At 73.8% G+C, this 25571-nt stretch carries 22 protein-coding genes; 9 read left to right on the plus strand and 13 right to left on the minus strand.

Translation table 11 applies throughout. The annotated features are described in order from the left end of the window. Positions 1–74 precede the first annotated feature (74 nt). Positions 75–1340, minus strand: a complete 1266-nt coding sequence (locus ABZ899_RS01400) for an MFS transporter (RefSeq protein ID WP_361339071.1) — start codon at positions 1338–1340, stop codon at positions 75–77. Positions 1341–1585: 245 nt separating this feature from the next. Beyond that, a complete protein-coding gene (locus ABZ899_RS01405; RefSeq protein WP_361339074.1) occupies positions 1586–2680 on the minus strand; it encodes a mechanosensitive ion channel family protein in 1095 nt (364 codons plus the stop codon). Between the two features lie 326 nt (positions 2681–3006). Here ABZ899_RS01405 and ABZ899_RS01410 point away from each other — a divergent pair, with 326 nt between their 5' ends. Continuing rightward, positions 3007–3543: an HNH endonuclease gene (locus ABZ899_RS01410; RefSeq protein ID WP_019760491.1), complete on the plus strand. Its 537-nt coding sequence runs from the start codon at positions 3007–3009 to the stop codon at positions 3541–3543. A 49-nt stretch (positions 3544–3592) separates the two neighbouring features. On the opposite strand, the gene ABZ899_RS01415 is transcribed toward ABZ899_RS01410, so the two are convergent. Genes ABZ899_RS01415 through ABZ899_RS01435 form a run of 5 tightly spaced genes read right to left on the minus strand, consistent with a single transcriptional unit; the run spans position 3593 to position 7763 of the window. Beyond that, positions 3593–4192 carry a hypothetical protein gene (locus tag ABZ899_RS01415; RefSeq protein ID WP_361339078.1) on the minus strand — a complete coding sequence of 200 codons (600 nt, stop codon included), beginning with the start codon at positions 4190–4192 and terminating at the stop codon, positions 3593–3595. Next, positions 4189–5523, minus strand: coding sequence for a hypothetical protein (locus ABZ899_RS01420; protein WP_361339081.1), 1335 nt, complete (start codon positions 5521–5523; stop codon positions 4189–4191). Before ABZ899_RS01420 ends, ABZ899_RS01415 begins: the two co-directional genes overlap by 4 nt. Continuing rightward, positions 5520–6281 carry an ABC transporter ATP-binding protein gene (locus ABZ899_RS01425; protein WP_361339083.1) on the minus strand — a complete coding sequence of 254 codons (762 nt, stop codon included), beginning with the start codon at positions 6279–6281 and terminating at the stop codon, positions 5520–5522. Before ABZ899_RS01425 ends, ABZ899_RS01420 begins: the two co-directional genes overlap by 4 nt. Before the next feature lie 52 nt (positions 6282–6333). Continuing rightward, positions 6334–7167, minus strand: coding sequence for a zf-HC2 domain-containing protein (locus tag ABZ899_RS01430; protein WP_361339086.1), 834 nt, complete (start codon positions 7165–7167; stop codon positions 6334–6336). Beyond that, positions 7164–7763 carry an RNA polymerase sigma factor gene (locus ABZ899_RS01435; protein ID WP_361339089.1) on the minus strand — a complete coding sequence of 200 codons (600 nt, stop codon included), beginning with the start codon at positions 7761–7763 and terminating at the stop codon, positions 7164–7166. The genes ABZ899_RS01430 and ABZ899_RS01435 overlap by 4 nt, the downstream gene beginning before the upstream one ends. A gap of 175 nt (positions 7764–7938) precedes the next feature. Between ABZ899_RS01435 and ABZ899_RS01440 the strand changes: the two genes are divergently transcribed. From ABZ899_RS01440 to ABZ899_RS01450, 3 genes are read left to right on the plus strand one after another with little or no spacing between them, the layout of a single operon-like run. After that, positions 7939–8199: a hypothetical protein gene (locus ABZ899_RS01440; RefSeq protein WP_361339091.1), complete on the plus strand. Its 261-nt coding sequence runs from the start codon at positions 7939–7941 to the stop codon at positions 8197–8199. Then, positions 8200–10341, plus strand: a complete 2142-nt coding sequence (gene malQ / locus ABZ899_RS01445) for a 4-alpha-glucanotransferase (RefSeq protein ID WP_361339095.1) — start codon at positions 8200–8202, stop codon at positions 10339–10341. A 51-nt stretch (positions 10342–10392) separates the two neighbouring features. Continuing rightward, positions 10393–10668: a hypothetical protein gene (locus ABZ899_RS01450; protein ID WP_361339097.1), complete on the plus strand. Its 276-nt coding sequence runs from the start codon at positions 10393–10395 to the stop codon at positions 10666–10668. Between the two features lie 114 nt (positions 10669–10782). Here ABZ899_RS01450 and ABZ899_RS01455 read toward each other — a convergent pair whose 3' ends face one another. Continuing rightward, entirely contained in the window at positions 10783–11361 is a 579-nt protein-coding gene (locus tag ABZ899_RS01455; protein WP_361339100.1) for a TetR family transcriptional regulator, read from the minus strand. A gap of 94 nt (positions 11362–11455) precedes the next feature. Beyond that, positions 11456–11929 carry a DUF1203 domain-containing protein gene (locus tag ABZ899_RS01460; protein WP_361339103.1) on the minus strand — a complete coding sequence of 158 codons (474 nt, stop codon included), beginning with the start codon at positions 11927–11929 and terminating at the stop codon, positions 11456–11458. A 112-nt stretch (positions 11930–12041) separates the two neighbouring features. On the opposite strand from ABZ899_RS01460, the gene pepN reads away from it, so the two are divergent. Next, positions 12042–14624 (plus strand): aminopeptidase N, encoded by a 2583-nt coding sequence (pepN, locus tag ABZ899_RS01465; RefSeq protein WP_361339106.1) that lies wholly within the window; start codon positions 12042–12044, stop codon positions 14622–14624. Between the two features lie 87 nt (positions 14625–14711). Here the strand turns inward: pepN and ABZ899_RS01470 are convergent, their stop codons facing one another. Continuing rightward, complete coding sequence (locus ABZ899_RS01470; RefSeq protein WP_361339109.1) at positions 14712–15728, minus strand: aspartate-semialdehyde dehydrogenase; 1017 nt, start codon at positions 15726–15728, stop codon at positions 14712–14714. 345 nt (positions 15729–16073) lie between these two features. On the opposite strand from ABZ899_RS01470, the gene ABZ899_RS01475 reads away from it, so the two are divergent. Next, entirely contained in the window at positions 16074–16625 is a 552-nt protein-coding gene (locus tag ABZ899_RS01475; RefSeq protein WP_361339112.1) for a sigma-70 family RNA polymerase sigma factor, read from the plus strand. Position 16626: 1 nt separating this feature from the next. Beyond that, the gene (locus ABZ899_RS01480) at positions 16627–17385 is read left to right on the plus strand and encodes a hypothetical protein (protein WP_361339115.1); all 759 of its coding nucleotides are present in this window, start codon (positions 16627–16629) and stop codon (positions 17383–17385) included. Between the two features lie 51 nt (positions 17386–17436). On the opposite strand, the gene ABZ899_RS01485 is transcribed toward ABZ899_RS01480, so the two are convergent. The 3 genes from ABZ899_RS01485 to ABZ899_RS01495 form a co-directional block, all read right to left on the minus strand. Next, the gene (locus tag ABZ899_RS01485; RefSeq protein WP_361339118.1) at positions 17437–20724 is read right to left on the minus strand and encodes a S8 family serine peptidase; all 3288 of its coding nucleotides are present in this window, start codon (positions 20722–20724) and stop codon (positions 17437–17439) included. A 207-nt stretch (positions 20725–20931) separates the two neighbouring features. Then, positions 20932–21351, minus strand: a complete 420-nt coding sequence (locus ABZ899_RS01490) for a hypothetical protein (RefSeq protein ID WP_115508631.1) — start codon at positions 21349–21351, stop codon at positions 20932–20934. Between the two features lie 10 nt (positions 21352–21361). Then, a complete protein-coding gene (locus tag ABZ899_RS01495; RefSeq protein WP_361339121.1) occupies positions 21362–22093 on the minus strand; it encodes a hypothetical protein in 732 nt (243 codons plus the stop codon). A gap of 232 nt (positions 22094–22325) precedes the next feature. On the opposite strand from ABZ899_RS01495, the gene ABZ899_RS01500 reads away from it, so the two are divergent. Continuing rightward, the gene (locus ABZ899_RS01500) at positions 22326–23057 is read left to right on the plus strand and encodes a Crp/Fnr family transcriptional regulator (RefSeq protein WP_361339124.1); all 732 of its coding nucleotides are present in this window, start codon (positions 22326–22328) and stop codon (positions 23055–23057) included. 167 nt (positions 23058–23224) lie between these two features. Beyond that, entirely contained in the window at positions 23225–25570 is a 2346-nt protein-coding gene (locus ABZ899_RS01505; protein ID WP_361339127.1) for an AAA family ATPase, read from the plus strand. Position 25571: the final 1 nt, after the last annotated feature.

Genomic DNA, 25571 nt, shown 5'->3' on the forward strand with positions numbered 1-25571 from the left:
CCTATTGCCTGCGGAGGAAACTAGGCCGGTGGGGAACGCGGAGTCAAGGGATTCCGCCCGGCGAGACCCGCTCGTCACCCGGGGAGGCCGGGCTGCGGTGCGCCGGGGGCCGGAGCACCGGGACGCGGCGCCCGCGTTTCCTCGCGCCAGGGCAGCAGCAGCGGCGTCGCCAGCAGCAGGACACCGGCCAGCGCGATCGCGGCCCGGGGGCCCGTCAGCAGCGCCAGCACGCCCCACAGCGCGGTCATCGCGGCCGTCACCGTCCTGCTCGTGATCGACCACGCCGTCAGGGTGCGGGTCACCCGGTCCGGCGGGGTCCCCTCCAGACGCCGGGTGGCGAGCACCGGGGTGAACACCGCGGAGCAGGTGATCAGGCCGAACTCCACGGCCATCACGAGCACCAGGCCCGCCGTGCCCGGCCCCACGAAGGCCAGCCCGACCGACCAGCAGGCCCGCAGCGTGCCGGCCACCAGCAGCACCCGGCGCTGCCCGTGCCGGGCGACCAGCCGCCGGGACAGCCGGGAACCCAGCAGACCGCCCAGGCACGGCACGGCGAAGGCGAGCCCGTACTGCCAGGGCGTGAAGCCGAGCCGGCCCAGCATCAGCACCGCCAGCAGCGGGGACGCCACCATGATCAGGGCGTTCACCAGGACCGTGTTGAGGAACAGCGGGCGCAGCGCGGCATGGCCGAGGATGTGCCGCCAGCCCGCCCGCAGATCGCCCGGCCGCGGGCCCCGCGCGCCCTCGGGGCGCTCCGGGTGCCGCTCCGTCCCGCCCACGGCCCGCAGCCCCAGCGCCGACAGCAGATAGCTCGCCGCGTCCGCCAGGACCGTGGCCACCGGCCCGAACACCCCCACGGCCACACCGCCCAGCGGCGGGCCCAGCGCCGTGGCCGTCCAGGCCGTCGCCTCGAACCGGCTGTTGGCCGCGAGCAGGTCCTCCGGCGGCAGCAGGGACTTCAGGAACGCCCCGCTCGCCGCGCCGAACGTGATGTCCGCGGCGGCCGTCACCACCGACACCGCCAGCAGCTGGCCGAGGCTCAGCACGTCCAGCGCGTACGCCACGGGCACGCTCAGCAGCGCGGCGCACCGCAGCAGGTCCGCCCCGACCATCACCGGCCGCTTCGGGCGGAACTCCACCCAGGCGCCGAGCGGCACCGCGAGCACCGCGCCCACGGCGAGCCCCGAGGCCGCCAGCAGCGCCACCTCGGTCGGCCCGGCGTGCAGTGCGAGGACCGCGATCAGCGCGAACGCGTCGAAGGCGAGCCGCGTGCCGAACGTGCTCACCGCGTACGCGGCCCACAGCCGGCCGAAGCGCCGCCCCAGGGACCGCTCGCCCATGGCCTCCACCGCCCCCGCCCGCCGTCCGCCGCCCCCGGCATCCAAGCCAGTCCGGGCCACGGGGGCAAACCGGCGGGTCAGGGCGGGCCGGAAACCGGCCGGCCGTTGGGCGAGGCGAGTGCCCGCACCCGGTCGCGCAGGGGGGCGGCGCCGACTCGACGTCCTGCCGGGCCGGGCGGGACGCGTCGGCCGGCATCCGCGCGGCCACCGCGCCGGGACACCCGCTGCGGCCGGCCCTGGAGCCGCTACTTCGTCACGTTGGGCGGCGTGAGCGGCGTGGCGGCCTGGGACTGCGGCGAGGCGGCGTTGGCGTAGGCGGAGGGAGCCGCCACCGCGGCGGTGGCGTCGTCGGCGGGCCCCTCGTCCGGGGCCGCCGCCGGCCGGCCGATGATCGGGATGTCGGCGGCGTCGAAGGCGCGCTTGACCCGCCAGCGCAGCTCGCGCTCCACCGTCAGGGACTTGCCCGGCATGGTCTTCGCGGACAGCCGCACCACCATCGAGTCCAGCAGCAGGCTGTCCAGGCCCAGCACCTCGATCGGCCCCCAGAGGAGCTCGTTCCACGGCTCCTCCTTCGTCATCTTCTCGGCGACCTCGTCGAGGGTGGACTTGATCTTGTCGAGGTCCTCCTCGGCGCGGACCGTGACGTCGACCCCGGCCATCGACCAGCCCTGCGACAGGTTGCCGATGCGCTTGACCTCGCCGTTGCGGACGTACCAGATCTCACCGCCCTCACCGCGCAGCTTCGTCACGCGCAGCCCGACCTCGATGACCTCACCGGAGGCGACGCCCGCGTCGATCGTGTCGCCCACGCCGTACTGGTCCTCCAGGATCATGAAGACGCCGGAGAGGAAGTCGGTGACCAGGTTGCGGGCGCCGAAACCGATCGCCACGCCCGCCACACCGGCGGACGCCAGCAGCGGGGCCAGGTTGATCTCGAAGGTGCCCAGGACCATCAGGGCGGCCGTGCCCATGATCAGGAAACTGGCCACCGAGCGCAGCACCGAGCCGATCGCCTGCGAGCGCTGCCGGCGGCGCTCGACGTTGACCAGCAGACCGCCCAGTGCCGTGCCGTCCACCGTCTGCCCGCCGCGGCCCATCCGGTCGATGAGCTTGGTGATCGCACGGCGGACGGCCACTCTGAGCACCGCCGCTATCACCAGGATCAGCAGGACCCGCAGACCGATCGCCAGCCAGGTCGACCAGTTCTGCTCGACCCAGCTGGCGGCCTCGGCCGCGCTCTCGTGGGCGTCCCGGATCGAGGGGACCGCCGGGGTCGTCGTTTCCGAGGGGACCGGCGACGGCGTCACGTCGGCGGCCGGCAGGACGGCGGGCAGGGACACAGCGGGTACCTCCAGTGCAGCGGCCTGCCCCGCGGCAGGTGGTCAAGGTCGGCCAAGGTCACGAAAAGGTCACCGGCGGGGCAGACCCACCACACTATCGGGGCATCGCGTGCACATCGTCCCCACGTTCGGGGGAGGGACGGCGCTCACGTGGGGATGAACTGGTGGGATGAACCGTTCATCACTCTGGGGAGGCGTCGGATGTGGTCGAAAACACTCCCAGGCCGTTACCGGGACATGGTGGCGCCATCACCAGGCATGAGGGGAAACTGACTACAGATCGTCCCGGCGCGAGCCACGCGCCGCCGACGCCCAAGGAGGCATCCGTGCCGCATGTCCTGGTCCTCAACGCGTCGTACGAGCCGCTCGGCGTCGTACCGCTCCGCCGCGCGCTCGTCCTCGTCCTCGAGAACAAGGCAGTATGCCTCGAGGAGTCCGGCGCCTATCTGCACAGCGCAACCGTCACCGTCCCCGCACCCAGCGTGGTCCGGCTCAAGCGATTCGTGCGCGTCCCCTACCGGGGGCCCGTTCCTCTCACCCGCAGGGCGCTCTTCGCGCGCGACGGGGGCCGGTGCATGTACTGCGGTGGCGTCGCAACCAGCGTCGACCACGTCATCCCGCGCAGCCGCGGGGGCAAGCACGTCTGGGACAACGTGGTGGCGTCCTGCCGCCGCTGCAACCACGTGAAAGCCGACCGCCATCTGTTCGAGATCGGCTGGCGGCTGCGCCACAAACCGGCTCCGCCGACCGGTCTGGCCTGGCGCATCATCGGCACCGGGCATCGTGACCCGCGCTGGTTGCCGTACTTGCAACCGTATGGGGCGGATGACGCCTTGGCCCGGATCGACGGCATTTCTGCCTGAGGTTCCGGGCCTTCGCGTATGCCGGGTGCACGGGGGCGCGGCTCCCTCCTCAGGGAGTTCCGCGCGCCCCCTTCACCGCGTACGAGCCGCCCCCGACGGCGAACAGCGCCGCGGCCGCCGCCCACCCGGCGCCGCCGGTACCCGGCTCCAGAAGCCATGCCCAGGCGGGCAGTGACGTGCCCCGCAGGCCCGAGACACCCATGTACATCGCGCTGACGTAGCCGAACACCGGCAGCCAGCTCAGCCGCGCGCCCAGGACCACCGCCGCGCCCGCCGTCAGGCCGGTGCAGCCCAGGACGTTGCGGACCATGGCGGGCGGGCCGAAGGTCTGCGCGCTGGACAGGACCGCCAGGGGGAGCAGTGCGGCGGCCAGCGCCGTCAGGCACAGCAGATGGGTCAGCCGGCGGCGCCACCAGGGGCGCACCGCCGTGCGGTCCAGCTCCTCGGAGGCGGAGTGCAGGCTGGTGCCGATGGCCGTCGCGGCCACCAGCGGGCCCAGGGCCACCACCGGGACCCTGCGCTCCGGGTCGAGGTAGGAGTCCAGGGAGTGGGCCGCCCAGACCGCCAGCACGGCGGTCGCGGCGAGCGCGGCGACCGTCTGCGCAAGGGCCCGGGAGCGGGCGTACAGGACGATTCCGGTGCTGGTCACAGGGTCGGCACTCCGTTCCGGTCGCAGTTCTTCGCCGTCGCGAAGTACTCCGAGAGCCACGCCCGGCGCTCGTCCTCCGCCATCCCCAGCAGCCGGGCCCGGGCCTGCTGCCTGGCCTTCAGCTCGGCGCGGTCGGTCGCGGAGCCCCGGGCGTCCAGGTCGTCGAAGAGCTTCTCCGCCGGGCTCGGGGCCAGGTAGTGCTCCACGGCGGCGTCCGTGCGGGCGACGGCGGGGTCCGTGTGGTCGCATTCCGCGCGGCGGCCGACGAGGGCCGTCCCCGCCTCCCACGCGTACCGCTCGGGCTCGGTGAGCTTCCCGCGGACGACCGACCAGCCGAGCGGGGTGACCATCGGGAGCTCGGCCTCGTCGGCGCGCGAGCGGCCCACGCGGTCCTCGAAGCGGACGGGGACGTTGTCCACGCCTTCCAGCCGGCCCGTCAGACCGGACAGGGCCTCGGTGATCTGCGGCAGCAGCTTCCCGTACCGCGTGTTCACACACACCTGCGGGGTCGTGGAGGTGTCGCAGACCTGGCGTTGGGCGACCGGGTTGGGGCGGGTCAGGCCGCCGGCCTGGACCAGGACCACCGCGGCGGCCGTCGCGCAGGCCAGCGGCACCAGGGCCGTGACCGGGCGGCGGGCGGTGAGGGCCAGCACCGCGGCGGCGGCGAGCCCGCCCACCCACACCACCGACACCCACGGCTGCCACCACACCGGCATCCGGTGGACGGAGGTGTCGATCAGCGGGGACAGGGCGGAGAGGGCGTTGCCGTGGTCGTAGGAGAGGAAGCCGAGCACGGCGTACCCGGCCGTCGCCAGCACCGGGGCCGCCAGCCGCCAGCGCACGGCCCGGCCCACCACCTGGCCCGCGAGCGCCGCGCTGCCGAGGAGGAGCGAGTCGGTGAGGGGGACGACCAGGTACGGGCTGTCCCCGGTGGCGCAGTACCAGGTGGCCAGCAGCGCGCACCCGGCGGCGAGGAGGTGCCCCGCGGCCACCCAGAGGGCGACCGGCACCGCCGACGCGAGGAAGCGGGGCAGCGCACCGCGTACGGCGGTCTCCAGCAGATCGCCGGTACCGCGCCGGCGCTCCCGCCCGCCCTGCCAGCAGCCCGCGGCCAGCGCCAGCGGGATGCCGAGCAGGACCGCGGCCGCGTGCGTACGGTCCCGGGTCTCCGCCCACCCGCCCTGCCAGCTCTCGGCCGGCACGGCGAGGGCGACGACCAGCGTGAGCAGCACGGCGGCACCGGCGAGCGGGGCGAACCCGCGCCGGAACTCAGGTCGCAGGGGAGCGGCCCCGGCGGCCGCCGGGGGCTTCCTCTCCATGAGCAGCGTCATCGGGCCGCCACCTCCCGGTGGGCGCGCAGGGCCGCCGTGTAGCCGCGCTCGATGGGGTGGTCGCCGACACCGTCCGCGACCGCGCCGAGGGCGGTCAGCGCATCGGGGGTGCCGCGGTAGGCGAGCCGGCCCCCGGCGATGAGCGTGACCTCCGTGCAGGCCGCGGCCACGTCCTCCACCAGGTGCGTGGAGACCAGGACCGTGGCGTCGGCGCCGAGTTCGCGCAGCAGCTCGCGGAACTCCACGCGCTGCTCCGGGTCCAGGCCCGCCGTCGGCTCGTCCAGCAGCAGGACCGCCGGGTCGTTGACGATGGCCTGGGCGATGCCGACGCGGCGGACCATGCCGCCGGACAGCGTCCGGATCCTCGCGTCGATCCGGTCGGCCAGCCCCACCCGGGCCACGGCACGCTCCACGGCGGCCGGGGTGTCCGCGGCCGGCATGTCCTTCAGCCAGGCCATGTAGGCGACGAACTCCCGCACGGTGAAGCCCGGGTAGTGGCCGAACTCCTGCGGCAGATAGCCGAGCCTGCGGCGGACCTCGGTGCGTCCGCGCGGGTCGGCGACATCCTCGCCGAGCATGCGCACCCGGCCGCCCGTCGGGGCGGCGACCGTGGCGAGCACGCGGATCAGCGAGGTCTTGCCCGCGCCGTTCGGGCCGAGCAGCCCGTGCACGCCCCGGCCGAAGGCGAGGTCGAGGGAGTCGAGGGCGACGGTCTTGCGGTGCCGGACATGCAGACCGGCCACCTGAATGGTGGTCAAGGAGGCTCCAGAGCCGAGAGATGACGTGGTCGAGTGCCGTTCGAGGCGGTGTTCAGGGCCGTTCGAGGCGGTCGTACGCCGTGCGCCGGGCCGCCAGCAAGGCCGCGCACAACGCCGCGGCCGCCGCCCAGCCGCCCTGCGCGCCGGCGCCGCCGACGTAGAGGGAGAGCTGGTCCGACAGATGCCGGGAGACCGCGCCGTCGGGGGTCGCCAGCACCGGTGCCAGGACGGCGCACAGCCAGCCGCCCCCGGTCACCGCGGTCGCCGTGCGCAGCCCCAGCCAGCCGCCGAGGGCGAGCGCGGCCAGCGTCAAGGCGAGTCCGGGCAGCAGCCAGGCGGCGGCTCCCGGCGCGCCCGAGGACGGCAGGACGACACCGGTGAGGGTCAGCAGCGGCAGGCTCACCGCCAGGACCACCGCGGTGCGCACCAGCGCCAGCCGCAGCCCCGCCGACGGGGTGGACGCGGCCAGTTCGTGCAGCGGGTCGGCGTGGCGGCCGTACGACAGGGCCACCCCGGCGACCGGCACCACCGGCGCGACGGCCAGCAGCAGGGGGCGGGCCCCCGGGAAGTCGGCGACGTGGGCGAGCACCACCGCGCCGAACGCCACGAGCAGGACGGCGGGCAGCCAGGCACCGCGCACGGCGGGGGCGGCGGCCCACAGGAGACGGGGGGTGCGCAGGGGTGCCGGCCTCGCGGCCGCCAGGACGGTGTCCCGCACCTCCGCCAGCACCGGTCCCGCCTGCGTGGCCCGGACCGCCCCGGACACCCGGCCCGCGCAGGAGGCGCAGGACTCCAGGTGCTTCTCCAGGGACCAGGCGTCGGCGTCGGGCAGGGAGCCGTCGGCGTAGCCCGCGATCAGGTGGTCGGGTGCGTGCCAGCCGGTCATGCCGGGCCTCCCATCGGGGACGGAGCCAACTGGGCGAGCGCGGCGCGCAGTTCGGCGCGGGCGCGGGTCGCCCGGGACTTGACGGTGCCCTCGGGGATGCCGAGCAGCCGGGCGGTCTCACGGGTGGTCAGCCCGTCCACCACCGTGGCGCGCAGCACCTCCCGCAGCTCCGGGGAGATCCGGGTCAGGGCGGTGCCGACGTCGCCGTACTCCAGCCCCGTCAGCACCCTCTCCTCCGCGGAGGGCGCTGACGGGGCCGGTCCGGCGCCGGCCGGGGCCGTGTCGAGCGGCGTGGTCTCCAGCCGCCCGGCCCGCTCCTGCGCCCGGCGCGCGTCGATCAGCCGGCGTGCCGCGATCGTCCACAGCCAGCCGCCCGCCTCCTCGCCCCGGTGCGCCCCGGCCGACCGCCACACGGTGACGAAGGTGTCCTGGAGCACCTCGCGCACCACCTCGGGGTCCGCGCAGCGCCGGGTGAGGCGGGCGTGCAGCCAGCCCGCGTGCCGGTCGTACAGGGCGGCCAACGCCGCCGGGTCCCCGGCCGCGACGGCACGCAGGAGGGCCCCGTCCCCCTCGTCCTTCTCCCGATGGCCCCCCATGGGGCGGAACAGTCTCACACCCCGTCTATCGACGGCCCCGGCGGCGCCGGTTCGCGGTGGGGCGACGGAACGGGGTGTGACCCAGGCCACGTTGTTCCGCCGAGTACGTCTGCCGCCGCGCCCGCTGGGTAGGGCTGCCGTGACCCGCCGTCGTACCGAGACCCCAGGAGGCCCCGTGCCCACCGCACCGGCCCTGTCCAAACCGGAGGCGCCCTTCGCGCCCGAGACGCACGCCTGTGTCTTCAGCGCCGAGGGCGCCTGCGCCGCGACCCCCCTCACCAGCGAACCCCCGCTCCCCGACGCCGAACCCCTCACCAGCGAGCCGCCGCTCGCCGACGCGGTGCCGCTGACGAGTGAGGCCGCCTACTGGGACATGGAGGTCGATCCGGGTATGGACACCGGTATGGACACGGACATGAGCGCCCTGAGGCCGTAGATGACACAGACGCGGTCGGCCGACATCCCCGCCGAAGGGTCCGGACAGCCCCAGGACCCGCCCTCCGACGATCTGTCCCGGCTCGCCGAACTGCACGGCGTCGCCCCCTCCTACCGGCCGTCCCCCGACCTTGCGGTCGCGGCCCCCGCCACCGCCCTCACCCGTACGCTGACCGCCCTCGGCGTCGACACGAGCACCCCCGCCGCCGTCGCCGCGGCCCTCCACGCCCGCGAACGCGCCCTGCGCGAGCGCCTGCTGCCCCCGACGGTGGTCTGCTGGAGCGGCACCGCGCCGCGCGCCCTCGACGCGCTGCCGCCCGGCACCCGGCTGACCGTCACCACCGAACAGGGCGGGACCCACAGCGACACCGCCCGGCTCCCGCCCGGCGTGCACCGGCTGACCGCGGCCGCGCCGGACGGCCGCACCGCCCACAGCCACCTCGTCGTCGCCCCGCCCCGGCTGCCCGCACCCCCCGGACGAACGTACGGACTCCTCGTCCAGCTCTACTCCCTGCTGTCCCGCCGCTCCTGGGGCATGGGCGACCTCGGCGACCTCGCCGCGCTCGCCGACTGGGCCGGACGCTCGCTCGGTGCCGGCTTCGTCCAGGTCAACCCGCTGCACGCGGCCGTGCCGGGACCGCCCACCGACCCGTCCCCCTACCGGCCCTCCTCCCGGCGCTTCCCCGACCCGGTCCATCTGCGCGTCGAGGACGTCCCCGAGTTCGCCCGGGTCGAGGACCGGGCCCGGGTGGACGCCCTGCTGGAACGGGCCGCCCGGCTGCGCGAGGGGGTGCTGGAGAAGGGCGCGCTGATCGACCGGGACGCGGTCTGGGAGGCCAAGCGCGAGGCGCTGGAACTGGTCTTGCAGGTGCCGCTCGACCCCGGCCGGCAGGACGCGTACGCCGCGTTCCTCGCCCGCGAGGGGCAGGCGCTGGAGGACCACGCCACCTGGTGCGCGCTGGCCGAGGTGCACGGCGCGCACTGGCGGCGCTGGCCGTCCGGCCTGCGCGACCCCAGGTCCGCCGAGACCGCCCGCGCCCGGCGCGAACTGGCCGGCCGCGTCGACTTCCACCGCCGGCTCGCCTGGCTCACCGACACCCAGCTGACCGCCGCCCAGCGGACCGCGCGGGAGGCGGGGATGGCCGTCGGCGTCGTCCACGACCTGGCCGTCGGGGTGCACCCGGACGGCGCGGACGCCTGGGCCCAGCAGGAGTACTTCGCGGCCGGGATGTCGGTCGGAGCGCCCCCGGACGCCTTCAATGCCCGCGGCCAGGACTGGGGGCTGCCGCCCTGGCGCCCGGACCGGCTGGCCGAGTCGGGCTACGAGCCCTACCGGATGCTGCTGCGCGGCCTGTTCGGCTACGCGGGCGCCCTGCGCATCGACCACGTCATGGGGCTGTTCCGGCTGTGGTGGGTGCCCGAGGGAGAGCCGCCGACCGAGGGGACGTACGTCCGCTACGACGCCGAGGCCATGCTCGCCGTCCTGGTGCTGGAGGCGTCCCGCGCCGGAGCCGTGGTGATCGGCGAGGATCTCGGCACCGTGGAACCCGGCGTACGGGAGCGGCTGCGGGCGCGCGGGGTGCTCGGCACCTCCGTGCTGTGGTTCGAGCGGGACTGGGAGGGCGACGGCCGCCCGCTGCCGCCCGAGTCCTGGCGCGCCGACTGCCTGGCCACCGCCACCACCCACGACCTGCCGCCCACCGCGGCCCGCCTCACCGGCGAGCACGTCGAACTGCGCGACCGGCTCGGCCTGTCGACGCGCCCGCTGGAGGAGGAGCGCGCGGAGGCGGCGGCCGACGCCGCCGAGTGGCTGGCGCTGCTGTCCCGGCTCGGGCTGACCGACGGCCAGGGGGGTGAGGACGGCGAGGAGGCCGGCATCCGGGCCGTGCACCGCTTCCTGCTGCGCACCCCGGCGCGGATGGTCGGCGTCTGGCTGCCGGACGGCGTGGGCGACCGCCGCCCGCAGAACCTGCCGGGGACCTGGGACGAGTACCCCAACTGGCGCCTGCCCGTCGCCGACGCGGCCGGGCGGCCGGTCACCCTGGAGGAGCTGACGGCCTCGCCCCGGGTCCGCGCGCTGCTGGAGGTGCTCCGCGAGGACACGTCCCGGTCCGGTCCGCCGCGCGGCGCCGGCCGCCCCTGACAGCACCCCCCGGACGCGCGCGCCCCGGCGGCGTTCGGTACTTTTGGGCCCGTGGACAAGAAGAACGCCCTGCGCGCCGGCGCCCTGGCCTCCGGTACGACGCTGATGATGCTGCTGATGTCGTCCCCCGCCCTCGCGCTCACGCGTGACGACGGCGACGACCCCGGTCAGGGCCTGAGCGTCGTGGAGACGCTGGCCCTGTACGTGATCGCCCCGATCGTGATCTTCGCGGTCATCGCGGGTCTGGTCATGGTGCTGGACAAGTCGCACAAGAAGAAGGACCCGACCAGCTCCAACATCACCACCAAGGCCGACGCGACGGCCTGACGCGAGCTCTTCCGAGTCCGCCGCGCGCTGTCGAGGGCGCCGGTCCCGTTCCGGGTGCGCGGGGGCGTGCACCGGCCGGGGCCGGCGCCCTCGTGCGCGCGCTGCCGGTCGCGCTCACGCCGGGTGCGGCGCGGTCAGGTACCGCTGCACCGTCGGCGCCAGCCACGCCACGATCTCCTCGGGGGACAGCGCCACCGCGGGCGGGAAGCGCAGCACATATCGGGTGAGCGCGAGACCCAGCAGCTGTGAGGACGCCAGCGCGGCCCGTGCCGGGGCCTGCTCCGGATCGGGGCACACCCGCAGAGCCAGCGGCAGCAGCTGGTCCGCGAAGATGCCCCGCATACGCTCGGCCCCGGCCTCGTTGGTCGCGCCGACCCGCAGCAGGGCCGTGAGCACCTCGTTCTTCTCCCACATCGTCAGGAAGTGGGTCACCAGCGCCTGTCCGGCCGTGTCGCGGCTGACGGACGCCGGGTCCGGCAGCTCCAGGTCGATCGCCACGGCCGCCGCGAACAGGCCCTCCTTGTTGCCGTAGTAGCGCATCACCATCGACGGGTCGATGTTCGCGTCGCGGGCGATGGCGCGGATGGTGGCGCGGTCGTAGCCGTCGGCGGCGAAGCGCTCGCGGGCCGCCTCGAGGATCGCCGCGCGGGTCGCGTCGGAGCGGCGGGCGGTCCGGGGCGTGCTCTGGTCCATATCAACAACCGTAGGCCAACGCGTATGGGCCAACAAGTGTTGACAACCTGCCGAGGCGCTCCCGGGCTCACCCTGGCTGAGCGTGCCCGCCCGCTCAGCCCCTGCGCACCTCGTACAGGAAGCAGCCGTACTCCACGGCCCGCACATGGACGAACTCCACCGCCGGATCGGCGAACGCCTGCGCGAACGCCGCCTCGAAGGCGCCCGGCTCCACCAGCCGGCCGCCGAGGATCCGCCCGTCCGCCGCGTAGCGGCGCACGACCCGGTGCGCCCGGTCGAAGGGCGGCGCGTCACCGGCGGGGCCGCCGCACTCCCCGGCGTGCACGAACACCGGCCCCTGCTCGTCGTAGGCCCCCGGATCCACGCCCGCGCCGGCCGCCCAGCGGCGCAGCGGGGCGTACGACACGAGGGCGACGCGCTCGCCCGGCTCGCTGCGGCGCAGGCAGCAGCGCAGCGGCGCCCCGCCCTCCTCGTCCGTGACGGGAACCATCCGGCGTCCCGCGTCGTCAGTGGAGCGCAGTTCCTTCAGGACCGCCGGACCGATGGCATGTGCGAGGAAGGTCGTCATGGCCCCAGCCTCCGTTGCGCGGGCGCCGCCCACCGGCGGGTCGCGGACATCGCGCTCCGGTCAGGTCCCATGGAAGGATGACCGAACCCACACATATCGAGGAGATGACCGCGTGCCTGGCACAAACCTGACCCGCGAAGAGGCACAGCAGCGGGCGAAGCTGCTGACCGTTGACTCGTACGAGATCGATCTCGACCTCTCCGGCGCGCAGAGTGGGGGAGGCACGTACCGGTCCGTCACGACGGTGCGCTTCGATGTCGCGGAGAACGGCGCCGAATCCTTCATCGACCTGGTGGCACCGACCGTCCACGAGGTGACCCTGAACGGAGACCAGCTCGACCCGGGCGAGGTCTTCCAGGACTCCCGCATCACCCTGCCGGGCCTGCTCCAGGGACGCAACATCCTGCGTGTCGTCGCCGACTGCGCGTACACCAACACCGGCGAGGGCCTGCACCGCTTCGTCGACCCCGTCGACCAGCAGGCGTACCTGTACACCCAGTTCGAGGTGCCCGACGCCCGGCGCGTGTTCGCGTCGTTCGAGCAGCCCGACCTGAAGGCCACCTTCCAGTTCACCGTGAAGGCGCCCGAGGGCTGGACGGTCGTCTCCAACTCGCCGACACCCGAGCCGCAGGACAACGTCTGGACGTTCGCGCCGACGCCGCGGCTCTCGACGTACGTCACCGCGCTCATCGCCGGCCCGTACCACTCCGTGCACAGCGTGTACGAGAAGGACGGCCAGTCCGTGCCGCTCGGCATCTACTGCCGCCCCTCCCTCGCGGAGTACCTCGACTCGGACGCCATCTTCGAGGTCACCCGGCAGGGCTTCGACTGGTTCCAGGAGAAGTTCGACTACGCCTACCCGTTCGAGAAGTACGACCAGCTCTTCGTCCCGGAGTTCAACGCGGGCGCCATGGAGAACGCGGGCGCGGTGACCATCCGCGACCAGTACGTCTTCCGCTCCAAGGTGACCGACGCGGCGTACCAGGGCCGCGCCGAGACCATCCTGCACGAGCTGGCCCACATGTGGTTCGGCGACCTGGTCACCATGGAGTGGTGGAACGACCTGTGGCTGAACGAGTCGTTCGCCACCTACACCTCCGTCGCCTGCCAGGCGCACGCCCCCGGCACCCGCTGGCCGCACGCGTGGACGACGTTCGCCAACCAGATGAAGACCTGGGCGTACCGGCAGGACCAGCTGCCCTCCACCCACCCGATCATGGCGGAGATCCGCGACCTGGACGACGTCCTCGTCAACTTCGACGGCATCACCTACGCCAAGGGCGCCTCCGTCCTCAAGCAGCTCGTCGCCTACGTCGGGCAGGACGAGTTCTTCCGGGGCGTGCAGGCGTACTTCAAGCGGCACGCCTTCGGCAACACCCGTCTGTCCGACCTGCTCGGCGCCCTGGAGGAGACCTCCGGCCGCGACCTGAAGACCTGGTCGAAGGCATGGCTGGAGACAGCCGGCATCAACGTCCTGCGCCCCGAGTTCGAGACCGACGACAGCGGCGTGATCACGTCCTTCGCGATCCGCCAGGAGGCACCGCCGCTGCCCCCGGGCGCCAAGGGCGAGCCGACGCTGCGCCCGCACCGCATCGCGGTCGGCTTCTACAACCTCGACGAGGCGTCCGGGAAGGTGCGCCGCGACGAGCGCGTCGAACTGGACGTCGACGGCGAGCTGACCGCCGTGCCGCAGCTCATCGGAAAGGCCCGCCCGCAGGTCGTCCTGCTCAACGACGACGACCTGTCGTACGCCAAGGTCCGCCTGGACGCGCGGTCCCTCGCCTTCGTCACCGAGCACCTCGGCGACTTCGAGTCCTCGCTCGCCCGCGCCCTGTGCTGGGCCTCCGCCTGGGACATGGCCCGCGACGGCGAGCTCGCCACCCGCGACTACCTCTCCCTCGTCCTGTCGGGCATCGGCAAGGAGTCCGACATCGGTGTCGTGCAGTCGCTGCAGCGCCAGGTGAAGCTGGCGCTCGACCTGTACGCCGCCCCTGCCGCCCGAGAGGCCCTGCTCAACCGCTGGACGGACGCCACGCTGGCCCATCTGCGCGCGGCCGAGCCGGGCGGCGACCACCAGCTGGCGTGGGCGCGCGCGTTCGCGGCCACCGCCCGCACCCCGGAGCAGCTGGACCTGCTGGAGGCCCTGCTGGACGGCTCCCAGTCCGTCGAGGGCCTGGCCGTCGACACGGAGCTGCGCTGGGCGTTCGTGCAGCGCCTGGCCGCCGTGGGCCGCTTCGACGAGCCGGAGATCGCCGCCGAGTACGAGCGGGACCGGACGGCCGCCGGTGAGCGCCACGCCGCGACCGCCCGTGCCGCCCGTCCGAGCGCCGAGGCCAAGGCCGAGGCGTGGGCGTCGGTCATCGAGTCCGACAAGCTCCCGAACGCCGTCCAGGAGTCGGTGATCGCGGGCTTCGTCCAGACCGACCAGCGCGAGCTGCTCGCCCCGTACACGGAGCGGTACTTCGCGGTCGTCAAGGACATCTGGGACTCCCGTTCGCACGAGATCGCCCAGCAGATCGCCATCGGCCTGTACCCGGCGCTCCAGGTCTCCGAGGAGACCCTGCGCCGGACCGACGCGTGGCTGGCGGAGGCCGAGCCCAACGCGGCCCTGCGCCGGCTGGTCTCGGAGTCCCGCTCCGGCGTGGAGCGGGCGCTGCGGGCCCAGGCCGCGGACGCGGCGGCCGAGCAGGAGTAGACCGAGCGGGGAGCGACCGCTCCCGCCGACGACGAGGGGGCGCCCACCGGCTCGGGTGGGCGCCCCCTCTGCGCGTCGGTGCGGCGGTCAGGCCTTCAGCTCGGCCGCGACCAGCTCCGCGATCTGCACCGCGTTCAGCGCGGCGCCCTTGCGCAGGTTGTCGTTGGACAGGAACAGGGCGAGACCGTGCTCGACCGTCTCGTCCTGCCGGATCCGGCCGACGTACGACGGGTCCTGGCCGGCCGCCTGCAGCGGGGTGGGGACGTCGGTGAGGGCCACGCCGGGCGCGCCCGCCAGCAGCTCCTTGGCGCGCTCCACGCTGATCGGGCGGGCGAAGCGGGCGTTGACCTGCAGCGAGTGGCCGGAGAAGACCGGGACGCGCACACAGGTGCCGGAGACCTTCAGCTCGGGGATCTCCAGGATCTTGCGGGACTCGTGGCGGAGCTTCTGCTCCTCGTCGGTCTCGTTGAGGCCGTCGTCCACGATCGAACCGGCCATCGGCAGCACGTTGTACGCGATCGGCGCCACGTACTTGTTCGGGGTGGGGAACTCCGCCGCCGAGCCGTCGTGGGTCAGCTTCGGCGCGTCGTCACCGACCTTCTTGACCTGCTCGAACAGCTCGTCGACACCGGCGAGGCCCGAACCGGACACCGCCTGGTAGGTGGCGACCACCAGCGCCTGCAGGCCCGCCTCGGCGTGCAGCGGCCTCAGCACCGGCATAGCGGCCATCGTGGTGCAGTTCGGGTTGGCGATGATGCCCTTGGGGCGGTCCGCGATCGCGTGCGGGTTCACCTCGGAGACGACCAGCGGGACCTCGGGGTCACGGCGCCACGCGGAGGAGTTGTCGATCACCACGGCACCCTGGGAGGCGACCTTCGGGGCCAGCGCCTTCGAGGTCGAGCCGCCCGCCGAGAACAGCACGATGTCCAGGCCCGAGTAGTCGGCCGTCGCCGCGTCCTCCACCGTCACGCCGTCCAGGACCGTCCCCGCCGAACGGGCCGAGGCGAACAGGCGCAGCTCGGTGACGGGGAAGTCGCGCTCCTTGAGGATGCTGCGCATGACCGTGCCGACCTGACCGGTGGCTCCGACGATTCCGACCCTCACGGCGACTCCTTCTGAGTGGCTTGTCTGTCTCTGCTGCATGGCCGAGGCCTTTCCATCATGCGTCCGACCTCGGTGGACCTGTCCAATTCTTTGCCCGCGATGCCCACAGGATGGGACGCCGCGAGGGTGCCGCCCGGCTCCAGTTGTTCCGCTCACACCCGAGCTGAGCTGGAAGAACCGGCCCGGTGGCGGCCTCGCGCCGCAAGCTCGCCTGCCCACCGCCCCCACCGCTACGCGAAGGTGTGACGTACACCTCCGTTCGGTGCCGGGAAAACGGGGGACCGCACCGAACGTTTCCGTGCCTCCCGGCGTCATAGGCACCACACGGCGAGGGGAGGGGTGGCTGTGCTGCGCAGAAAGGCCCGCCGCGGTCAGGGGGGAGGTGCCGTCCGGGACGCGGACGTCCTGGACGACCCGCTGGACGCGGCCCAGGAACGCCGGGTGCGGGCGGTGCTCGCGCTGGGCGGGGTGCCGCAGGCGGACCTGCCGGACGGGGTGCAGCAGGTCCGTCTGCGGCTGCTGGAGCGGGCCGCCGGCGGCCACGAGGCACCGCGTGACGTGTCCGCGTGGGCGGCGGTCGTCGCCTCCAACCTGGCGATGGACTGGCACCGGGCCCGTAAGCGGCAGGAACGCCTCGGGGAGCGGCTCGCCGCGCTGCGCCAGCCGGTGGCGCACCCCTCCGGCGAGGAGACCAGCCTGCTCTCCCTCGCCGTCGCGCGGGGCCTGGACGAGCTGCCCGACACCCTGCGCCAGGTGGTGGTCCTGCGCTTCTTCGCCGACCTGCCGGTGCGCGGGATCGCCGAGGAGCTCGGCATCCCCGAGGGCACGGTCAAGAGCAGGCTGCACACGGCGGTACGCGCGCTGCGGGCCCGCCTGCACGAGGACGAGGTGGTGTGACGTGTCCGCCGAACACGACGGGGCCGACGCCCTGATGACCGCGATCACCGGTGAGCCGCTGCCGCCCGGCGCCCGCGCGGACGCCGCCTTCCTGGCCGAGCACCGGGCCGCCGAGGCCGACCTGGCGGTGCTGCGCGAACAGCTCGGCGTCATCGGTCACGCGCTCGCCGAGCCGCCCCCAGCGACGACCCCCGCCCCCGCACCCGCGCTGCCGGTCCGTCCGTCCCCCCGGCCGAGGCGCCGGGCGTTCTCCCTGGCCCTCGGCGGCCTCGCGGTGGCCGCCGCGGCCTCCGTGATGGCCGGCATGGGCTGGCTGATGTCCGGCGGCGGGACCGGTGCCGCCGACAGCTCCGGCCTGGACGCCGGCTCGTCCGCCGAGAAGCAGTCCGACGCCGGCGGCGTGGCCTTCGGCAGCGCCCGGTATCTGGCCTGCTCCCGGCTGGTCGCCGAGGGCGAGGCCACGGCCGTCGAACGGCTCCCCGGGACGACCACGCTGCGGATCACCCTGAGCCTGACCCGCGTCTACCTCCCGGAAGTCCCGGAAGAGGACGCGAAGGGGAGCAAGCCCGACGAGGAGCAGGTCTTCGTGGTGGACGAGAACGTCGTCCCCGGCATCCGTGCCGGCGACCCCGTGCTCGTCGGCGTCCCGCGCGGAGCGGACCAGCCCGACTTCTGGGCGGTCGGCGAGCGCCAGATCGCGCTCGAGCGGGCGATGGTCACCGCCTCGCTGCCCGAGGCCCGCGAGCTGACCTGCGGATGACGAAGGGGCGGGCGCCCGACCGGACGCCCGCCCCCATGGTCCCGCCCGTGGTTACGGGGTGACCTTCTCGATCTTCACGCTGGCCACGCCCGCGGCGGTGCCGCGCGCGTTCAGCAGCTGCACCTGGCCGAAGAACTCACGGCCGGCCGGCGCCTCCGCGGCCGCGGTGACCGTGGCGTCGACGGTGACCGAGGCACCCGTGGCGAGCTTCACCGGCGCCGACTCGTCCACGTCGACGGTGCCGAGGGAGGCGGAGAAGAACACGTCCAGGTAGTCGTACGCCGTCGTACCGCTCGGCACCGCGTAGCCGACCACCTCGACGGTGTACGTGCCGGCGGCCGGCTTCGCGACGGAGACGGCCTCCTCGGAGTCGCCGTCCGCGGAGCTGGCGACCTGGTTGCCGGCCGCGTCGTAGACGGCCAGGTCGAGGTCGGCGGCCGCGTCGGAGACGTTGCCGATGGAGACGTCCAGCGACGCGGCGCCCTCGGGCACGTCGACCGTGGTGGTCTGCGTGTCGCCCTCGATGATCGACGGACGCGCCGACTTCGAGGAGCCGAGCGGACCGCCGGCCAGCCTGCCGTCGATCGCGGCGTACTTGTTCGTCACCTTCCAGGAGGCGGTGGCCGGCGTGCCGACCTTGGCCTCGGGGATGGTCACGGTCTCCGGGTCGAAGGCCGCGCCGAGGACGGTGACGTCCAGCTTGTACGGGTTGTCGAGCAGCGGCGAGGTGCGGCGCGCCTCGACCTCGATCTCCCAGACGCCGGGCTGCGGGTCGGCGTACGCGCGCACGTCCGGCTTGCAGCCGTTGCCGTCGAGGTAGTTGTTGTAGCAGTACGGGGTGCCCGTGGTGTCCGACGGGACGCCGTAGGGGTGGATGGCGATGAACCGGGTCTGGCTCTTGTCCTTCAGCCCGCCGATCGCGACCTCCAGCGACTTGGCGCCCTCGGGCACGGTCACGAAGTAGGACGCGGTGCTGTTGCGCTGCACCGAACCGGACGCGGCGTAGGTGTACTTCAGCGGAGCCGAGGCCACGACCGTGTTGAGGACCAGCTTGTCGGTGCCCTCGGTGCGCGGGTCGTCGACCTCGAGGATCGCGCTCTTCAGGCCGGCCGAGGACGGCTTGGCGGAGATCTTCACGGTGACCGGCTTGTTCAGGCCGAGGCTGACCTCGTCCGAACCGACGATCTTGAAGGTGCCCCCGGCGTTGTTCTCCAGGTGCAGCTCGTGGCGGACCGCCTTGTCCGCGCCGGACGTCCGGGTGATGGTGACGTCGTACGTCTTCTTCTGCCCGGCCTTGAGGCCGCCCTCGCGGTCGTAGATGCCGGTGCCGTAGCCCGGCGTCTTCAGGAACTGGTCGATCGCGGTGTCGACCGGCGCCTTCACCGTGTACTCGTGGGCGGTGGCGCCGTTACGGATGGCCTTCCAGGCGTCCACGATGTTGATGAGGCCGGCACCCTCCTCGTACGCCTGCACACCCTTGATGTGGTCGGCGGTCGAGGTCAGCGCGGTGCGCAGCTTCGCGGGCGTCAGGTCGATGCCCTTCTGCTTCGCGGCGCTCAGCAGCAGCGCGGACGCGCCGGCGGCCTGCGGGGAGGCCATCGAGGTGCCCTGCAGCATCGAGTAGCCGGCCGGCAGCTTGTAGCCCGCCTCGGCGACCGGGCCGCCGGGCAGCCAGGTCTGCGTGGTGTTGATCGAGGCACCCGGCGCGGAGAGCGTCGGGGTGAAGCCGCCGTCCTCACGCGGGCCGCGCGAGGAGAACGGCATCATCGCGTACTTCTTCTCCACGGCGGAGCCGTAGTTGGCGGCCCAGGTGTCCTTGGAGATGGTCGCGCCGACCGAGATGACCTTGTCGGCCAGACCCGGGTCGCCGATGGTGTTCGCGCCGGGGCCGGAGTTGCCCGCGGAGATCACCAGCTGGACGCCGTAGGTGTCGATGAGGCGCGTGTAGAGCTCGGCGCGCGCGTTGTTGCCGTCGTTCAGCGCCGGGAGGCCGCCGATGGACATGTTGACGATGTCGACGCCGCGGTTGACGACGAGGTCGATCATGCCCTCGGTGAGCGCCACGTTGGTGCAGCCGCCGGTCCAGGTGCAGGCACGGGAGGCGACCAGCTTGGCGCCGGGCGCCGCGCCGTTCATCTTGCCGCCGAACAGGCCGTTCGCGGCGGTGATGCCGGCGACGTGCGTGCCGTGCTCGGACTCGATGACACCGATGTTGACGAAGTCGACCTTCTTGCCGACCCAGTCGCCGCCGTACGGGTCCATCGGCACGTCCTTGCGGATCTGCACGACGAACGGCTGCCGCTCCACCACGTCCGTGGACGGGTCGTCGGTGCCGAAGTACCCGATCTGGTAGCCGTCCTTGTACGGCTTCATCGGGGTGTCGTCACCGAAGTCGCCGTTGTTGTTCAGGTCGACGCGGACCGTGCCGTTCGCGGCGTCGTACAGGACACCCCAGACGTCGGTCGTGTCGCCGTCGCGGTTGGCGTCGCCCGCGGCGTCACCGCCGGTGGTGTACGACTCCGCGAAGGCGCTCACCCGGTACGACCCGGCGGGCGCCTTCCAGGTCTTGCCGCCGTAGGTGAAGGAGGGGCCGGAGACGGAGGTCGTCATCGGGCGCCAGGTGCGGTCGCTGTCGACGATCGGGTCGGTGGCGGTGACCCAGTCGACGATCTTGCGCTCGCCGGTGGTGGTCTTCTGCAGCGCGGGGTGGCCCAGGTCGATGCCGGAGTCCAGGATGCCGATGGTGATGCCGCGGCCGTCCGCCTTCGGGTTCTTCTTCACGAAGTCGACGGCGCCCGTCTCGAAGGACGGGTTGTACGGGTTCTCCGCGGGGGTCCGCTTGTCGGGACCGGCGTACTTGCCCGCCGTGGCCGCCGACTTCTTCGTCGAGACGGCCGGGTCGTCCAGCGGGATCTCCTGGCGCAGGTCGATGCCGTGCACGGAGGAGAGCTTCGTCGCGGCGGAGATCGCCGCGTCGGCCTTGCGGGTGGGGACCGTCGCCCGGACGTAGCCGAGCTTGTCGTAGCTCTGGCCCACCGAGCCGACCGCGTCCAGCTGCTCGGCGACCTTCTCGGTCTGGCCGGGCGCGGTCGCGACCATCATGGTGACGTACTTCTCGCCGGTCGCCTTGGCCTCGGCCAGGCGGTCCGCGTCGTCCGAACCGAGCTTGTCGTGCGCGGACTTCACACTCGGGTCCGCCGTCGCGGGAGCGGTGTCCGCCGCGACGGCGAGGGGTATCGGCCCTGCCGCGGAGAGCGCGGCGACCAGGCCGGCGGCCACGGCTATGCGCACCGCACGTCTCGCGCCCGGCTTCGGTTCGCGCTGGGGGCTGTTGATCATCGGCATCCCTTGGAGGTAAAGGAGCATCGGGCGTCCGGAATGCGATCCCGGACGATCGCACAGCTTTATGCAACGGAAGGGCGATAGGGAAGAGTTGACCGAATCGAAATGGACTGATGGGGAAAACCCCCTACGACTTTGCGGGAGATCAGCCCTGAATCGGGGCAAGCCGCACCGCGGGTCCAGGCCCCTTCCACGGGCCCCGCGTCAGTCCTCGGCGGCCTGCTTCTCCGGGGCGTTGACGTGCAGTGTTCCGTGCTGCACTGCGTACACCGTCCCCCGGTCCCGCGCGGTGTTCGTCTGCCGCGCCGGGCGGTCCCCGGGAGCACCGGCCGGCAGGTCGACGGCCAGCCCGGCTAGGGCGGCCCGGCACGACGGGTCCTGCCGCAGCAGCGCCGCCAGCTCCTGCGCCCAGTAGCCGTACAGCGCCCGGCGCACCTCGTCGGGGACGGCGGAGTCCCGGACCAGCTCGGCCCCGCCGTCGAGCTGGGTGGCCACCGCGGACCGGCGGCCCCGGCGGAACAGCCCGGCGACGGTGTCCCGGGTCTCCTGCCACGCGTCGGTGGCCATCGCCGTGACCAGCGCGGCGGCGCCGGCCTGGGCCAGCAGGGTCAACTCGTCGCTCATGACCGCTCCTTCACGGGTGCCTGGTGATCCGGACGTGCAGGTCGCCGTTCTGCGCGGCGTTGATCACGCCGTTGCCCGACGCCTTGTTGCGCATGGTGACGGCGCCGGGCGCGGCCCGGTCGCGCGTGCGCGCCTTCCTCTTCGGCTCCCATGGGGGTGTCCACCCGGGAGTGTGCAGCCAGGCGTCCGCGGTGAGCTCCTTCACGGTGAAGCCCACCTCGTGGAAGGTGTCCGCGTCGATGCCCTCGTAGCCGTGCCGGACGGTGTCGTCGTACACATGCCGCGACATCAGCAGCGCGAGCGGCACGGACCGTGGTGCCTGCTTCAGGGCCGTGCGCAGCGGCGGGGCGTCCAGCAGCCGGGCCAGCGTCTCCAGCGGCGCCCCGACCACGTCGCCGTCCGCCGTCAGCCCGACCTCCCCGGCATGCAGCGCCATCCGGACCCGGATCCGCGTCGCCGGGTCCCGGTCCCCGGCGTTGTGGGCGCGCAGCAGCCCCGCCAGCTCGGCCACCAGCGGATGCACCAGCGGGGCCTTGCGCGTCCCGGCGGGCGCCGTCACCCGCAGGCCGTCGCCCAGGTCGTGCCGGGCGCACGCCTCCCAGTCGACACCGCTGCGGCCGAACGCCGTCCGCAGCAGCTCCCGGAGCGTCGCGCGGTTGCGCACCAGCGCCGTGTTCCCCCGCCCGGACGACTTCTCGATGTCGACGGCCAGGACGGCCCGGTACTCCCACTGCGTCTCCATACGGCCCTTCCTCGCGTACGACGGCGGGGTGGCGCGGCGCGGAACACGGCGGTGGAGCTCCGCGCCGCGCCGGCTCCCCTCGCACCACTGTGCCCGCTGCGCCGCGCGGACAACACGTAGGAATACAGGGTTCGGTGGGAACCGTGTGAGCACCGGTCCGAGTGTGCGCCGCCGGGCCCGCCGCAGCACACTGGACCCGGGCGACGGGGCCGGAGCGGGGAGAGGTGGGGCCATGGGGAGCAGCGGGACGGGCCGCGCACGGCACGGGCACCGGCAGTCCGGCGCGGGCGAGTGGCCGGCGACCAGCCCGGTGGGCCGGCTCGGACCGGCCGACCGCGCCCATCTGCTCGCCCTCGGCGTCCCGGTGCGGCACCCCGCCGACCGGGTGCTCATGCGGGAGGCCGAGCGCACCGACCATGTGCTGATCCTGCTCGACGGCCTGGTCAAGGTCACCGGCCACGCCGACGACGACCGGGCCGCCCTGCTGGCCGTCCGGATGCGCGGCGATCTGCTCGGCGAACTCGCCGCCCTGGACGGCGGACCCCGCTCGGCCACGGTGACCACGTGCGGGCCCGTCGGCACGCGGACCGTGTCCCGCGCGGAGTTCCTGCGCTGCCTTCGGGAGCGGCCCGGGATCGCGCACGCGGTCCACCAGTCCGTCGTGGCCAAACTGCGCGCCGCCAACGCCCATCGCGTCAACTTCGTCGGCTGCGACGCGGCCACCCGGCTCGCCCGGGTCCTGCACCACCTCGTGATGACGTACGGCGAACGGAACGGGGACGGGGCGGTACTGCGCTGGCCGATCACCCAGCCCGAACTCGCCACGCTGGCCGGCGCCTCCGAGCCGAGCGTGCAGAAGGCGCTGCGCCGGCTGCGCAACGACGGGGTCATCACCACGGGCTACCGTTCGATACGCGTCGACTCCCTCGCACGCCTGACCGCCTTCACTCACCCGAACGAGTGAGTGAACTCCCGTGTGAGACAGGTGAGTTGGATCCAGATGTGTGCGACGGGTGGTGAAGATGGAGGGGCCCTTCGCAAAACCGTAATTGGACGGTGAGCCGGTCCGCCGCCCTGGTTAGCGTGACGCCCGCACCGACGGACACGATCACGAGAGACCACGGGGTGACCATGGCGGACACGGGCGAGGACGACGGGACACGGACCGGGAACCGCGTCGACATCGACGGGGACGCCACGGGACCGGTGATCGCCGGCAACTACAACGTCGTCGTCGACGCACAGCACGGCTCCACGGTGACCGTCCTCATGGACGGCCGGCGGCCCCGCCCCAGACGCCGGGACCGCATCCGGCTGCTCCCACGCCGGCAGGGCACGCCCCTCGGCCGGGACGCCGACCTCGCCGCGATCGCGGCCGCGCTGCACGCGGGTGAATCCGTCCAGCTGTGGGGGCCGCCCGGCGTCGGCAAGTCCGCGCTGCTGCGGCACGCGGCCCGCACCCTGGACGCCGGCGGCGACGGGGTGGTGTTCCTCGACGCCGCACGCCGCGAACCCGAGGACCTGGCGCAGGACATCTTCGAGGCCTGCCACAGCACCGGCGGCTACGCCCCCTCCCGGGGTGAGCTGCCGCAGCTCATGGAGGGCGTCGAGGCGACCGTCTACGTCGACAACGCCGACTACACCGCTGAGCAGCTGCGCACCGTCATGGACGCGGCCCCCGACGCGCTGTTCGTGTTCGCCGGGCGCGAGGAGGTACTGCAGGGCACCGACGGCAGGGCGCACCGCGTCGAGGGCGTCACCCGGGACGCCGCCGCCGAGCTGCTGACCCGCGAACTGGGCGGGCCCAGCGACCCCGACCTCGTCACCGCCCTGTGGGAGGCCGCCGCCGGCACACCGCTGCTGCTGCTCCGCGCAGCCGCCGTCGCCCGGCTGGACCCCGCGGCCGGACTGCCCCGGCCCGGAGCGGTACGGGAACTCCTCCACCCCCTGTTCGACCGGCTCGACGAGCCCTCGCTGCGCGCCCTGCATCTGCTCGGCACCTTCCGCGACGCCGAACTGGACCCCGAGCACATCGGCGCCCTGAGCGGGACCCCGGACGCCGCCGCGTTCTGCGCGGGCCTCGCGGGACTCGGACTGGCCGAGGAGACGGAGCTGGGGTACCGCGTGGCGGACGGTGTCGTCGCGGCGCTGCGGGAACGCCAGGGGCTTCGGCCGTACGCGCTGGAGCGGCTGTGCGGGTACTTCGCGGACTGGGCCGCGCGGCCGGAGACGCCGGCGGCCCAGGTCGCCGGGCACGCCCGGGCGCTGGAGGTGCTGGCGGAGCTGGCCGAGCAGTCGGGGCGGGCGGACCTCGCCGTCCGGGTCGTCCGCGCGGCCTCACCCGCCCTCGCCCGGTCGCTGCGCTTCGGTGTCTGGGGGCGACTCCTGGACCAGGGGCTGCCGGCCGCGCAGCGGGCGGGGGACCGGCAGGCCGAGGCGTACTTCACGCACGAGCGCGGCGTCCGTGCCGTCCTCACCGGCAACCGGGTCCTCGCCGCCGTCCTGCTCGCGGAGGCGGGCATCCTCTGGCGCCAACTGGGCGACACCCAGGGCGCGGACGCGGCGGCGAACGCCCAGCAGTACGTGCCGCAGGAGCCGGGGGCCGGGGCCGGGTCGCCCGACGGGCCGGGGGAGGTGAACGCTCCCGAGGGTGGCGGCTCGGACGTCGGCTCGTCCAGTACGGATCCGACGCCCCTCCAGGACCCGACCGCCGGCACCGTGCCCGGCACACCTGCCCCGGAACCGGCTCTGACGCCGGAGACGGGCGCCTTCATGCCCACCGACCCCGGACCCACCGCGCCCGACATGCCGACGGTGCCGTCGGATCCCGGCATGTCCGGAGGCGGTATGCCGGTCGACCCGGGAACGGCCGCGTCGCCCGCGACGGGTGTTCCACCGACGGGAATCGGGAAGGCCGGTGGCGCCGTCGCCGCGTCCGCCGGGGCCGGTGGAGCCGGAGCCGCGATCGCCCTCAAGGTCGCCGCGGTCATCGCCGCCGTCGTCATCGGAGCCGTCGCCGTCGAGCAGAACCGGAGCTCGTCGGAGTCCGCTTCGGACACCCCCGCAGTCAGCGCCCCCACGCCGACCGTGGAATTCACCGCCCCGACGGATCCTGTGGACGCGACCACCGACGAGCCGGAGCCGGAGCCGACCGGCCTGGCGGGTACGTGGAACGGCAGCGACGGCGGGACGTACGTGTTCACGGACGCAGGGCTCGGGACCTACACGATGGCTGACGAGGACGGCTGCGGTAACCCGACCTCGACGGAGTTCACCGGCAGCGGTGACACCTACAGTGCCACGGCCCCGGGATACGCCCGTGAACCGTGCGACCTCGTCCTGGGCCAGATCCGCACCACGATCACCCTCGGCGAGGACGGGGACACAGCCGAGGTCACCCAGGAGGTGGTGTCCGTCGTGGACCGGTCGGCGCGGTGCACCACCTGCCAGTCCTTCACCCTGACCCGTGCCTCCTAGC

This window comes from Streptomyces sp. NPDC046859 (assembly GCF_040645135.1).
GTDB lineage: Bacteria > Actinomycetota > Actinomycetes > Streptomycetales > Streptomycetaceae > Streptomyces.